Source organism: Methylobacterium sp. JK268, assembly GCF_054052225.1.
Genome location: NZ_JBSVZN010000021.1, coordinates 1 through 13,024, shown reverse-complemented (window position 1 = coordinate 13,024; position 13,024 = coordinate 1). Strand labels below are relative to the sequence as shown.

Below are 13,024 nucleotides of genomic sequence, written 5' to 3'. Positions count from 1 at the left end.
GCCCTGCCCGGGGGCGCGCCGCCATCGCGCGCAGCGATCTCGCGGCGTTCGGCCGTTGCGCGATACCGCAGCGTCATCCAGGATGGCCGCCCCCTCTCCCCGGCAGCCGATGACCGCCCGCCTCGCCCGCCCCCTCGCGATCCTCGCCGTCACGCAGGTGATCGGCTGGGGGAGCGTCCTCCTGCCGCCGGTGATCGGGGTCCAGATGGGCGCGTCCCTCGGCCTCGACCTGCCGGTCGTGCTCGCCGGCTCCTCCCTGGTGATGGTGGTGTCGGGGCTCGCCTCGCCGTTCCTCGGCCGGGCCTACGCGCGGGTCGGCGCCCGGGCCGTGATGATGGCCGGGACCCTCGTCGGGGCCGCGGGCCTGCTGCTCCTGGCGCTCGCCGGCGGGCTCGCCGGTTACCTGGCGGCCTGGACCGTGCTCGGCCTGTTCGGCGCCGCGATGCTCTCGACGAGCGCCAACGCCTACCTGAACGAGCTCGCGGGCGCCCGCGCCACGGGGGCGATCGGCCTCGTCATGCTGGTGACCGGCCTCGCCACCGGCATCTTCTGGCCGCTCACGGCCTGGCTCGACGCGGCGATCGGCTGGCGCGGCGCGGTGATGCTCTATGCCGGGCTGCAGGTCGGTCTCGTGCTGCCGCTGCTGGCCCTGCTGCCCGCCGCGCGGCCCGCCGCGGCCGCGACCGGGCCGGCGGCCCCGGCCCCCCGCGACGGGCCCTTCCGGCTGATGGCGGCGGCGATCGGGCTCAGCGCCTTCGTGTCCTTCGGCCTCGAAGCGATCACCATCGCGCTCCTCACGGCCCTCGGCTTTCCCGTGGCCCAGGCGGTGGCGGCGGGCTCGGCGATGGGCCTGCTCAAGGTCGCCGGGCGGGTGATCGACATGGCGGGCGGGGGGCGCTGGGACGGGCTCACCACCGGCCTCGCCGCCACGGCCGCGATGCCGCTCGGCCTCGCCTGCCTGCTCGTCGGCGGGGGCAGCCCGGCCGGGGTGCTGGGCTTCGCGGCCCTGTTCGGCCTGGGCAGCGGCGCCTTCGCGATCGCCCGGGCGACGATGCCGCTCCTGTTCTACGACCGCGCCGCCTACGGGGCCGCCCTGGCGCGGATCGCGCTGCCCCTCAACCTCGCGGCCGCGGCCGCCCCGCCGCTCCTCGGGGCGCTTCTGACGCGGCTCGGCCCCTCGGCGGCGATCGCCCTGGCGCTCGCGGTCTCGCTCGCCGCCTTCGCCCTGCTGCTGCGCCTGGCGCGGCTGCGGCCCGGCCCGAGCCCCGCCGCGTGCGCGGTCTCACGTCCCGCGTGAGGGATCGCAGGGCCCGGGCTAGGGATCGTCACGATTCGATGCGATGATAGGGTTCCAGGCAACGACCCGCCCCGCTATATCCCGGGTATCATGAGCGCTCCCGTGAACCTCTCCGCCCCCGGCGCCGCTGCGCCCGAGAAGCCCCCGCTCGAGATCATGCTCTGCGCCCCCCGCGGGTTCTGCGCCGGCGTGGTCCGGGCCATCGACGTGGTCGAGCGGGCGCTCGCCCTCTACGGGCCGCCGGTCTACGTCCGGCACGAGATCGTCCACAACAAGTACGTGGTCGAGAGCCTGAAGCGGAAGGGCGCGGTCTTCGTGGCCGAACTCGACGAGGTACCGGACGGCAACGCCCCGGTGATCTTCTCCGCCCACGGCGTCGCCAAGACCGTGCCGCGGACCGCCGAGGATCGCGGGCTGACCACCATCGACGCGACCTGCCCGCTGGTGACCAAGGTCCATCGCGAGGCGGAGATCCACCACAAGCGCGGGCGCCACGTGCTGCTCGTCGGCCATTCCGGCCACCCGGAGGTGGTCGGCACGATGGGCCAGCTCCCGGCGGGCTCGATCACGCTGGTCGAGGATGTCGAGCAGATCGAGGCCCTGGAGCCGGCGAGCCGCGACAACCTCGCCTGGGTGACCCAGACCACCCTCTCGGTCGACGACACCCACCACATCGTCGAGGCGCTCAAGAAGAAGTTCCCGGCGATCGTCGGCCCGCACAAGGACGACATCTGCTACGCCACCACCAACCGCCAGGAGGCGGTCAAGCAGGTGGCGCCGCTCGTCGACGCGCTGATCGTGGTCGGCTCCTCGAATTCCTCGAACTCGCAGCGCCTGCGCGAGGTCGCCGAGCGCGCCGGCTGCCCGGTGACCCGGCTCCTCAACCGCGCCGAGGAGATCGACTGGGAGGCCTTCACGGGCATCCGCCGGCTCGGGCTCACCGCCGGCGCCTCGGCCCCCGAGGTACTGGTGGAGGAGATCATCGACGCCTTCGCGACCCGCTACGCGGTCACGGTCGACACGGTCTCGACCACCACCGAGGACATGGTGTTCCCGCTGCCCCGCGAATTGCGCAGCGAGGCCGCCGAGTAGGCGCGCCATCCGTCACGGTTTTGACAAGCGCGGGGCGCCGCTCCATCACGGGGCGGCGCCCTTTTCGCGCCGGGAGGGCCGTCCGGCCGTCCCGCTCCCTGCAAGCGAAGCGGATCCCGCACAGTGGCGGTCTACACCGAGGTTCCCGACGAGGCGCTCGGCGCCTTCCTGGCCGATTACGACATCGGCGGCCTGCTCTCCTACAAGGGCATCGCCGAGGGGGTCGAGAACACCAACTTCTTCCTGCACACCACCGTCGGCTCCTACATCCTGACGCTCTACGAGAAGCGGGTGGCCGAGACCGACCTGCCGTTCTTCCTCGGCCTGATGGAGCACCTCGCGGCGCGCGGCCTCGCCTGTCCGCTCCCGATCCGCAACCGCGCCGGCGCGGCCCTGGGCCGGCTCTGCGGGCGGCCGGCGGTGATCGTGTCCTTCCTCGACGGGGTCTCGGTGCGCCGCCCGGGCGTGCGCCACTGCCGGGCTCTGGGCCGGGCGCTCGCCCGGCTCCACGCGGCGGGGGCCGACTTCCCGATGCGGCGGCCGAACGCCCTCTCGGTCGCGGCCTGGCGCCCGCTCTTCGCGCAGGCCGAGGGAGAGGCCGACCGGGTGGCGCCCAACCTCGCGTCGCGCACCCGCGAGGACCTCGCGCGGCTCGAGGCGGAGTGGCCCCGCGGCCTGCCGGGCGGGGTGATCCACGCGGACCTGTTCACCGACAACGTCTTCTTCATCGGCGAGGAGGTGTCGGGGCTGATCGACTTCTACTTCGCCTGCACGGACGCCTTCGCGTACGACCTCGCGATCTGCCTCAACGCGTGGTGCTTCGAGGCGGACGGCTCCTTCAACCGCACCAAGGGCCAGGCGATGATCGGGGCCTACCAGTCCGCCCGGCCGCTCGGGCCGGACGAGGTTGCGGCTTTGCCGGTGCTCTGCCGAGGGGCGGCCCTGCGCTTCATGCTCACGCGCCTCGTCGACTGGCTCAACGTGCCGCCGGGTGCCCTGGTGAAGCCGAAGGACCCGCTGGAATACGACCGCAAGCTCGCCTTCCACCGCAAGGTGGCGGGGGCGCAGGAATACGGCTGGAGCCCGTGAGCGCACCGCGTGACCCTCCCCCCTCTGCGGGGGAGGGTGCCCGGCGGAGCCGGGCGGGAGAGGGGAACCCCGCTTCAGGACATGTCTGAACCGTTCTGACGGGCACTCCCTGGAGAAGCGTCGCGCTGCCCCTCTCCCGGCCTGCTCCGCAGGCCACCCTCCCCCGCAGAGGGGGGAGGGTTGACGTCGTGCACTATTCCCGCCGCTCCAAGAGCGGCACCAGCACCGCCGCTGCCGCGAAGGCCCCGCCGACGAGGCACAGGAGCGGCCAGCCGCCCGCCGCGAAGGCGCGGGTGCCCGCCGAGGCGCCGAGCGCCCCGCCCACGAACACCGCCGTGAAGAACACCGTGTTGATCCGCCCCCGCGCTCCGGCGGCAAGGGCGTAGACCCGGGTCTGGTTGGCGATCAGCGCCGTGTTGATGCCGATGTCGATGAGGAGCACGCCGACCGCCATCGCAACGAGCGAGCGGCCCCCGAGCGTCCCGAACACCGCGAAGGCCGCGAGCGTGAAGACCGCGCCGCCGATCACCACCGGCCGCGGGCTCCGCGTGTCGGCGAAGCGCCCTGCGAAGGGCGCGCAGAGGGCGCCGGCCGCGCCGATCAGCCCGAACAGGCCGGCCCCGGCCGGGTCGAGGAGGAAGGGCGGTCCCTCCACGAACAGCGCGAGGCTGGTCCAGAAGGCGTTGAAGGCCGCGAAGAGCAGCGCCTGGGACAGGGCCGCCCGCCGCAGGGGCGCTTGGCTGCGCGCGAGGTCGAGGACCGAGGCCATCAGGGCGCCATAGGGCAGGCGGGTCGCCGGCCGGGTCGCCGGCAGCGTCGCGGCCGCCATCGCGGCCAGCGCCAGCGACAGGCCGGCGGCGGCCCCGAACATCGCCCGCCAGCCGAACCACGTGCCGACGAAGCCGCTCAGCGTGCGGGCGAGCAGGATGCCGAGCAGCAGCCCGGTCATCACCTGCCCGACCATGCGGCCGCGGCTCGCATCGGGCGCGAGTTCCGCCGCGAAGGGCACCGCCTGCTGGGCCGCCGTCGACAGGACACCGATCAGGAAGCTCGCCGCCACCAGCGTGCCGAGCCCCGGCGCCAGGGCCGCCAGGACCAGGGCGCCCGCCAGCAGCAGGAGCTGGCCGACGATCAGCCCGCGGCGCGGGTAGCGGTCGCCCATCGGCACGAGGCCGAGGATGCCGAGCCCGTAGCCGGCGAGCGTCGCGGTCGGCACCAGGCTCGACGCCGAGGCCCCGACATCCTGGGCCAGGACCGCGAGCAGCGGCTGGTTGTAGTAGATGTTCGCCACCGCCCCGCCCGCGATCAGGCTGAGGCTGAGGCGCGTCGCGGGGGTGAGGGCCGGCCCGGCGGCGGCGTTCGGCATGGCGGGGGACAGGGCGGTCATCGGGATTCGGCTGTGGAGATGCGCGGCATCGTCCGGGCGGCCTGGGGGAGCCCGGATCACCGCCCTAGGTAGGGGCTCGGCGCATTCGTGCCTCCGGGGGGCACCGCGCAGCCGCCCCGCGCGCCACACATGCCGGGGCCGGACGAAAGGCCTGCGACATCCTTGCGGTGGACGCGCCCTTCCGCACTCCGGCGGCGGGTCCCATGTGGGATGCGGTGGGGCGTCGTGCCGGTTCTCACGGGAAGACTGGTCGCCGAGCGGTCCCGGTCGGGGATTTTCCGCTTGGCCCGGGACAGGCATCTGCCGATACTTCGCCCGTGAGGATCCGCGGGCCGGAAGGACCATCGCGGTCGGCCGATGAAGCCGCTGCGATCGCCAGGTCCGGCAGGACAGTGAGAACTCTTGGTAAGGCGTCCCGCTCAGCCGGCGGATCACCGGCGTGATTGTCACCCGCGAGGGATCGGACGATGTCGCAATACCGTGTCCAGTTCGCCAAGGAGATCATGGGGGTGCCGTTCGCCGTCGGCACGGTCGAGATCACCCGCGCCCGCGACCCGCAGCGGGCCGAGCGCGCCGCCGCCCTGCGCTTCGCCCGCCACCACGGCGTCGAGGATTGGCGCGAGCGGGCCGACCGCATGGAGCTGATGCCGCGGGGCGAGCGGGATTCGTGAGTCGCCGCGTCTGTCCCCGCGCTCGCCAACCCTGCCCCCCTCCGCGGGGAGGGTGGCCTGCGGAGCAGGCGCAGCCGGACGCAGTCCCGTCGAGAGGGGGGCGCGACGCTGATCCAGCTGGCGTCCTTCACCACGCTCCCGTTCGATCCTGAAGCGTGGTTCCCCTCTTGCAGGACTTCGTCCTGGCCCGCTCGGCTCCGCCGGGCACCCTCTCCCGCAGAGGGGGGCGGGTTTCCTCTCGCGCGAGCCTTCCATGTGCGAATCCACCGATCCCGCCGGCCGCAACCGCGAGACGCTGCGCTCCTACGAGAGCCGCATCGCCGAATACATCGCCGGGACGGCGCAGGAGGTCTCCGGCGCCACGCGGGATTGGATCGATGCCGCCCTCTCGGGCCTGTCCTCCGAGGCCCGAATCCTGGAGATCGGCAGCGCCTTCGGCCGCGACGCCGCCTACATCGCCGGCAAGGGGTTCGCGGTCACCTGCACCGACGCCGCGGCGGGCTTCGTCGCGCACCTGCGGGAGAGGGGCTTCGACGCGCGCCCGCTCAACGTCCTGACCGACCCGCTGCCCGGCCCCTCCGACCTCATCCTGGCGAATGCCGTGCTGCTGCATTTCGACCGCGACGCCTGCGCCGCCGTCCTGGCGAAGCTCGCCCGCGCCCTGGCGCCGGGCGGGCGGCTCGCCGTGAGCCTGAAGCGGGGATCGGGCGAGGAATGGTCGACCGACAAGCTCGGGGCGCCGCGCTACTTCCGCTACTGGGAGCCGGAGGCGCTGGAGCCGCTCCTCGCCGCCGCCGGCCTCGCCCGCTGGACGATCGCCGAGGCGGTCACCGCCCGCCGGCACGCCGCCTGGCTCCACGTCATCGCCACCGCGCCCTGACCCGCGTCACGCGGCCGCGTCGTCCCGGCGCAGGCCGAGCGACCTGCACGTCTCCCAGGCTGCCGCCGCCATCGCGGCGATGCAGCTCTCGCCCTGGCTGCCGCTCCCGACGATCCTGATCCTCTGCCTCGTGCTTGGCATCGCCCTGTGGCTGCCGGACCGGCTGCTGGGGTAGGGTCGTGCCGGCCGCGGCGACGCCCTCCCTTGCCGGAGGGGCGCCGCCGGGGCAGGAATCCGGCCCGTCCCGGACGGGCGACCGGCAGCGCAGAAGGGCGACATGGTGGCGATCTCCTTCCTCGGCGACCTCCTCCAGAGCATCACGGAGCGCGGCCGCGGGCTCATCCCCTTCGGCAAGGGCGACGCGCTCGCCCGCGCCAGCGTCCCCGACCTCGTGAAGCTCTGCGAGGACCTGATCTCGCGGCGCGGCGAGGCCTCGGGCGTCGCGCTCGCGCGCATCATCCTCGACCGCTACGCCACCTTCACGGTGGCCGAGCGGCACGACTTCCTGCGCCGGATCGCGGTGGATTTCGGGGCCGACGGCGAGGCGGTCGAGGGGGCGATCGCCGCCTACCAGGCGGCGCCCTCGCGCACGACGCTGGGGCGCCTGCACGAGGCGGCCGAGCCGCGCTCGCAGGAACTGATCCGCCGCCTCAACCTCGCCCGCGACGGCACGATCGCCCTCGTGCGGATGCGCGAGGACCTGTTCAGCCTGCGCGATGCCCTGCGCGGCGCCGAGGAGCGCGGCGGGGAGGAGCGCGACCCCGGCCTCCTCGACGCGGTCGAGAGCCTGGACGGCGACTTCGAGCACCTCTTCGCCTCCTGGTTCAACCGCGGCTTCCTGGTCCTGCACCGGATCGACTGGACCACCCCGGCCCACATCCTGGAGAAGATCATCCGCTACGAGGCGGTGCACGCGATCTCCGACTGGGACGACCTGCGGCGGCGGATCGAGCCCGCCGACCGGCGCTGCTTCGCGTTCTTCCACCCGGCGCTCGTCGACGAGCCGCTGATCTTCGTCGAGGTGGCGCTGACCACCGGCATCGCCGGGGCGATCGGGCCGATCCTCGCCCACGAGCGCCAGCCCATGGCCTCCCGCGAGGCGACCACCGCGATCTTCTACTCGATCTCGAACTGCCAGCGCGGGCTCGCCGGCGTCACCTTCGGCAACTTCCTGATCAAGCAGGTGGTCGAGGATCTCTGCCGGGAGATGCCGGCGCTCAAGACCTTCGTGACCCTCTCGCCGGTGCCGGGCTTCCGCACCTGGCTCGACCGCGAGCGCCGGGCGGATTCGCCCCACGGCCTGACCCGCGAGGATGTCGAGACCCTGCGCGCCCTCGACAATCCCGACTGGCACGCTGACAAGGCCGTGGCCGAAGCGGTGCGCAAGGCGCTGCTGCCGGCCGCCGCCTACTACTTCCTGCGCGCCAAGACTCCGCGCGGCAAGCCCCTCGACCCGGTCGCCCGCTTCCACCTCGGCAACGGCGCCCGGCTGGAGCGGCTGAACTTCCTCGGCGACGTGTCGAAGAAGGGCCTCGCCCAGTCGCATGGGCTGATGGTGAACTACCTCTACGACCTCGCGGCGATCGAGAAGAACCACGAGACCTACGCCAATCTCGGCACGGTGACGGCCTCGATTGCGGTCAATCGCGAACTCCGCCAGAACCTGCCCTCCGCCCGCGCGGTCGCGCTGGCGGAGGCCTGAGACGGCCCGCATCCGGATTCCCTCATGGCCAACCACTTCTTCGATCTCGTCCGCGCCCGCCTGCCGGCCGATCCCGCCGCCCGCCTCTTCCTCGAGACCCCGGAGGGCCTGCGCTGGCGCTACGCCGACCTCGTGGCGGAGTCCGGCCGCTACGCGGCGGCCCTCGTCGGCCTCGGGGTGGCGCCGGGCGACCGGGTCGCCGTGCAGGTGGAGAAGAGCCCGGCGGTGATCGCCCTCTATCTCGCCTGCGTGCGTGCGGGCGCGGTGTTCCTGCCCCTCAACACCGCCTACACCCCGGCCGAGATCGCCTACTTCCTCGGCGACGCGCAGCCCGCGCTCTTCGTCTGCGATCCGGGCAAGGGCGACGCCCTGCGGCCGGTGGCCGAGGAGGCCGGCGTGCCCCAGCTCGCCACCCTCGACGCCGCGGGCGAGGGCACCATGGCGGCGGAGGCGCAGGGCCAGACCGAGGACTTCGCGGACGTGGCCCGCGGGCCCGACGACCTCGCGGCGATCCTCTACACCTCGGGCACCACCGGGCGCTCGAAGGGCGCCATGCTCACCCACGACAACCTCGCGTCGAACGCGCTGACCCTCGTGGAGGCGTGGCGCTTCACGGCCGACGACGTGCTGATCCACGCCCTGCCGGTCTTTCACACCCACGGATTGTTCGTGGCGACGAACACGGTGCTGATGGCCGGCGCCGCGATGATCTTCCTTCCCAAGCTCGACCCGCCGCGCATCCTGTCCCTGATGGGCCGGGCGAGCGTGCTGATGGGCGTGCCGACCTTCTACACGCGCCTCCTGAAGGAGCCGGGCCTCACCCCCGAGGCCGCGAAGGGCATGCGCCTGTTCGTCTCCGGCTCGGCCCCGCTCCTCGCCGAGACCCACCGGGAGTGGCGCGAACGCACGGGCCACGCCATCCTCGAGCGGTACGGCATGACCGAGACCAACATGAGCACCTCGAACCCCTACGAGGGGGAAAGGGTGGCCGGCACGGTCGGCTTCCCGCTGCCGGGCGTGAGCCTGCGCGTCGTCGATCCCGAGACCGGCGCGGCGCTCGCCCCCGAGGCCGTCGGCATGATCGAGGTCAAGGGCCCGAACGTGTTCAAGGGCTACTGGCGCATGCCGGAGAAGACCGCGGCGGAGTTCAAGGCCGACGGCTTCTTCATCACGGGCGACCTCGGCAAGGTCGACGCGCGCGGCTACGTCCACATCGTCGGGCGCGGCAAGGACCTGATCATCACGGGCGGTTTCAACGTCTACCCGAAGGAGGTGGAGGCGGAGATCGACGCGCTGCCCGGCGTGCTCGAATCGGCGGTGATCGGGCTGCCGCACCGGGATTTCGGCGAGGGCGTCACCGCCGTGGTGGTGCGCCGGCCCGGTGAGAGCGTGGGCGAGGCCCAGATCCTCGCTGCCCTGGAGTCCCGGCTCGCCAAGTTCAAGCTGCCCAAGCGCGTGCTCTTCGTCGAGGAACTGCCCCGCAACACGATGGGCAAGGTCCAGAAGGCCGCCCTGCGCGAGGCGAACCGGGACCTCTACGCGGCGTGAGGCGCTCGACGCGGGGGCGTTGCGGGCGGCGCGCGGCTGACGGATGTCGGGCGCCCCGCGGGGCTTCGTTTCGTCAGCGTCGACCCGTGCCTTTAGGCAATGATGTTCCTTCGATCCGGCGAAAATAGAGCCATTGTTGCTCGTCCGCGCGACGCTCCTGCCGAGACCGGCGAAGATCCTTCTGTTCATAAGGGTGCTTGGCGAGTTCTAAAGAAGGAAATTCTCCAATCTCGCGGCCTCCGACGGTCGAACCGCCCGCCCTAGGGTCAGGTGACGGTTCTCGGCATTGAATTTGGCGCCGACATCTCTTATTCAGCACAGCCGTTGCTCATTTCTGCGGCTATGAAGATTATGAACGTCGCGGATCTTGATTTCTCATCGAAGAAATTTCTCAGGCTGATCGAGGATTTCGGACTGTGCGGAGTTTGGACGTGGAGCCTGATCACAGGTGACCAAGCGTGGTCGCCCGGATTTTTCCGGCTCCTCGGCCTGGACACCGTAGCGACTGCGCCAAGCTATAATCTGTTCCTCAGCCTCGTTCATCCCGAGGATCGACACGCTCTCGTGGCCCCCTCCGACATCCTGCAGGGATATGTTCTACCCGACAGTATCGTTCGTGTGATCCGTCCGGACGGTACGGTGCGCGTGCTGTCGATGCGCTCCGAAGTTCGCTTCTCGTTCGACGGAAAACCTCTGGAAGCGAGCGGGATCGCCCTCGATGTCAGCGATCGGGAGTTGCTGAAGCGCCTCTATGCGTCGGAGCAACGCAAGCGCGAGGGTCTCTACCTCGCCACCTACACGACCCCGTTCTCCCTTGGGCTGGACAACATTCACGAATTCCCCGCCGAGATGTCGCGCCTGCACGGGCCGCCGATCGAGCAGCTGAACCTGGATCCTTTCGTCATGATCCTTCCGGAGGAGCGCGAGGCCTTCCACGACAGGGCGTGGGAGATGGCGGCGCGGCAGCTCAACTTCCAGGGCACGGCGCGCGAGCGCCTCGTCACCGGCGAGGTGATCCGGTTCCGAATCGTGGGCGTCCCGATCGTGGGGCCGGACGGCACCTATCTGGGCCGCGCGGGATTCAAGACGCCGGCCGACGCGGTCGCGATGCCGGACGCCCGCCTCCGCGCCGGCCTCGTGCAGACCGTGGAGGGGCACCACCTGCGCGCCGCCCGCGGATTGCTCGACTGGTCGATGACGATGCTGGCGCAGGCGAGCGGGCTGTCCCTGTCCACGGTCCGGCGGCTGGAGGAGAACGCGGAGCAGCACGGGTCCCGCTCCCGGGACAAGGCCGTGGAGGCGCTGCGCCACGCCGGCATCCGCTTCGTCGCCCTCGACGACGGGACCATCGCGGTCGCCCGCGCCTGACCCCGTCCCGGGCGTCCCCGCAATCCACACGCCCCTCCCCGGAACCTTGACCGCTCGCCCTCCGCGTGTTTTGTTCACGTTATGTTCTAAGAGTGGATCGGGCGGCGATGGGTGACGGCGCGATGCAGGGCGAGGCGCATCCGGCCCTCGACGCGGTGATGGCCTTCTACCTGCGCGAGTCGGGCGGGGATCCGATCGCGGCCCTGCGCCGGGCCGTCACGGACGCCCTCGCGGCGCTCGACGAGGCGGAGCGGCAGCGGGCGGCCTGCGCGCGGCTGGTCTCGCGCGGCTACGTCCGGGGCTGGCCGCCGGAGGCGTGAGGGAGGCCCGCCAAGGGCCCGCCAAGGGCCTGCGGGGGCTGCCATGTGCGGGGCAGCACCTTGGCGGGGCGGCCGGCGGGCTATTCCGCCAATGGGCCGGTGGGGCGCGAGGGAGCGGAGCATGGACACGAAGGCAGACCTGATCCGGTACGACATCCGCCGCGACCGCCGCGGCTGGACGGTCTACGACGTGCGCAGCGGCGAGACCGCGGTGATCGCGGGCGTGCTCCAGGTCGGGCTCGCCATGGACGAGGCGGACGCCGTGGCGGACGCGCTGAGCGCGGGAGAGCCGGTCCCGGACATCACGGGCGTCTGGGCGGGCTGGCAGGGCGGGGCGGCGGCCGACGGGGGCCGATTTCGCTGGGCCTGACCGTGCGTTCCGGGGCGGGACCGGTGGCGGAGAGGAATGACGGCCCGGTTGCCTCCCGCGGCCCCCGTGTCCCGGAGACGTGATCCGAGCACCCGGACAGGACGACGCGACCGCGCGTGCATGAAAGCCGCGGAATCCCCTCAGGGAACCGGATCCGTCACCCCTCCGCTCCCTCCGGGCTCCCGCGCAGATGCGCGACGAAATCCTGCGCGAAGGGGGGGAGGGCGGCGAGGTCGCGCAGGCAGATCGTGAGGTCGCGCGCGGCCCAGGGATCCTCCAGCGCCACCGCGGCGATCGCCATGGTGCGGGCGGCCCGCCGGGCGGTGGTCTCCGGCACGATCCCGACCCCGACCCGGCATTCCACCAGCCGGCAGACCGCGTCGAAGCCGCGCAACTGCACCCGCAGCCGCAGGGGCTGGCCGATCCGCGCCGCCTTCGTCAGGAGGAAGCGGGTCAGCGCGCTCGCCCGGTCGAGCCCGACCATGTCGTGGTCCAGCACCTCCGCGAAGGCGACCGCGCTCCGCGCGGCGAGCGGGTGGTCGGAGGCCACCACCACCACGAAGCGGTCGCGCCGGAACGGGTAGGTCTGGAGCGTGCCCGTCTCGACCGTCGCCGCCACCAGCCCGAGATCGGCCGCGCCCTCGGCGACGAGCCCGACGATCTCGTCCGAGAGCCGCTCCTCGATCTCGACGCTCACCCCCGGATGCGCCGTCAGGTAGGCCGAGAGGGCCTCGGGCAGGAACTCGGTCAGCGCGTTGGTGTTCGACAGGACCCGGATCTGCCCCGCCGCGCCCCCCGCGAAGGCCGCGAGGTCGGTCTGCAGCCGCTCCGTCTGGCCGAGGATCGCCCGCGCGTGGCCGAGCAGGGTGCGCCCGGCCGGCGTCGGCGTCACCCCGTGGCGGGTGCGGGTGAGGAGGGCGGCCCCGAGCGACGATTCCATCGCCCGGATGCGGTGGCTCGCCGCAGCGAGGGCGAGATTCGCCCGGGCCGCCCCGTGGGTGATCGAGCCCGCCTCCACCACGTGGCGGAACAGGCTCAGGTCGACGAGGTCGAAATGCATCGCGCCTGACCCGGGGAGCTGGCGGGCGGGAGCCGGCGCGATCCTGCGCCGGCCACGAAGGGCCTTCGCCGGGAACGGCTGGTATACCAGCTCGGTTCCGGATGCCAGCCTTCGCGCGACACGAAGCCTCCGTCAACGAGATTCGCATTGCGAACCGGACCATTTCCAAACAAACAGGGCAGCGGCGGGCGGCCTCGCGTCCCGCCGGGCGCCCGCCCGGCGGGACGCGAGGCCGCCCCG

Annotated in this window: 12 protein-coding genes; 10 read left to right on the top strand and 2 right to left on the bottom strand. The window is 72.5% G+C overall.

Annotated elements, in window-relative coordinates; all coding sequences use genetic code 11:
* Window positions 1–109: 109 nt before the first annotated feature.
* The 3 genes from ACW9J6_RS21335 (at window position 110) to ACW9J6_RS21325 (ending at window position 3,478) form a co-directional block, all read left to right on the top strand.
* Window positions 110–1,297 (top strand): MFS transporter, encoded by a 1,188-nt coding sequence (locus ACW9J6_RS21335; protein WP_457118523.1) that lies wholly within the window; start codon window positions 110–112, stop codon window positions 1,295–1,297.
* Between the two features lie 90 nt (window positions 1,298–1,387).
* Window positions 1,388–2,389 (top strand): 4-hydroxy-3-methylbut-2-enyl diphosphate reductase, encoded by a 1,002-nt coding sequence (gene ispH, locus ACW9J6_RS21330; RefSeq protein ID WP_457118522.1) that lies wholly within the window; start codon window positions 1,388–1,390, stop codon window positions 2,387–2,389.
* Between the two features lie 123 nt (window positions 2,390–2,512).
* Window positions 2,513–3,478, top strand: a complete 966-nt coding sequence (locus tag ACW9J6_RS21325; RefSeq protein WP_457118521.1) for a homoserine kinase — start codon at window positions 2,513–2,515, stop codon at window positions 3,476–3,478.
* Window positions 3,479–3,671: 193 nt separating this feature from the next.
* Here ACW9J6_RS21325 and ACW9J6_RS21320 read toward each other — a convergent pair whose 3' ends face one another.
* A complete protein-coding gene (locus ACW9J6_RS21320; protein WP_457118520.1) occupies window positions 3,672–4,865 on the bottom strand; it encodes an MFS transporter in 1,194 nt (397 codons plus the stop codon).
* A 467-nt stretch (window positions 4,866–5,332) separates the two neighbouring features.
* Here ACW9J6_RS21320 and ACW9J6_RS21315 point away from each other — a divergent pair, with 467 nt between their 5' ends.
* From ACW9J6_RS21315 to ACW9J6_RS21285, 7 genes are all read left to right on the top strand, one after another.
* Window positions 5,333–5,536 (top strand): hypothetical protein, encoded by a 204-nt coding sequence (locus ACW9J6_RS21315; RefSeq protein WP_457118519.1) that lies wholly within the window; start codon window positions 5,333–5,335, stop codon window positions 5,534–5,536.
* Window positions 5,537–5,789: 253 nt separating this feature from the next.
* Window positions 5,790–6,416: a class I SAM-dependent methyltransferase gene (locus ACW9J6_RS21310; RefSeq protein WP_457118518.1), complete on the top strand. Its 627-nt coding sequence runs from the start codon at window positions 5,790–5,792 to the stop codon at window positions 6,414–6,416.
* A 277-nt stretch (window positions 6,417–6,693) separates the two neighbouring features.
* Complete coding sequence (locus tag ACW9J6_RS21305; RefSeq protein WP_457118517.1) at window positions 6,694–8,118, top strand: malonyl-CoA decarboxylase; 1,425 nt, start codon at window positions 6,694–6,696, stop codon at window positions 8,116–8,118.
* A 24-nt stretch (window positions 8,119–8,142) separates the two neighbouring features.
* A complete protein-coding gene (locus ACW9J6_RS21300) occupies window positions 8,143–9,666 on the top strand; it encodes a malonate--CoA ligase (protein WP_457118516.1) in 1,524 nt (507 codons plus the stop codon).
* Window positions 9,667–9,936: 270 nt separating this feature from the next.
* Window positions 9,937–11,034, top strand: coding sequence for a PAS domain-containing protein (locus ACW9J6_RS21295; protein ID WP_457118515.1), 1,098 nt, complete (start codon window positions 9,937–9,939; stop codon window positions 11,032–11,034).
* Window positions 11,035–11,141: 107 nt separating this feature from the next.
* On the top strand, window positions 11,142–11,354 hold the full coding sequence (locus ACW9J6_RS21290) for a hypothetical protein (RefSeq protein WP_457118514.1): 213 nt from the start codon (window positions 11,142–11,144) through the stop codon (window positions 11,352–11,354).
* A gap of 121 nt (window positions 11,355–11,475) precedes the next feature.
* Window positions 11,476–11,724, top strand: a complete 249-nt coding sequence (locus ACW9J6_RS21285) for a hypothetical protein (RefSeq protein WP_457118513.1) — start codon at window positions 11,476–11,478, stop codon at window positions 11,722–11,724.
* A gap of 157 nt (window positions 11,725–11,881) precedes the next feature.
* Here ACW9J6_RS21285 and ACW9J6_RS21280 read toward each other — a convergent pair whose 3' ends face one another.
* Window positions 11,882–12,784, bottom strand: a complete 903-nt coding sequence (locus ACW9J6_RS21280) for a LysR substrate-binding domain-containing protein (protein ID WP_457118512.1) — start codon at window positions 12,782–12,784, stop codon at window positions 11,882–11,884.
* Window positions 12,785–13,024: the final 240 nt, after the last annotated feature.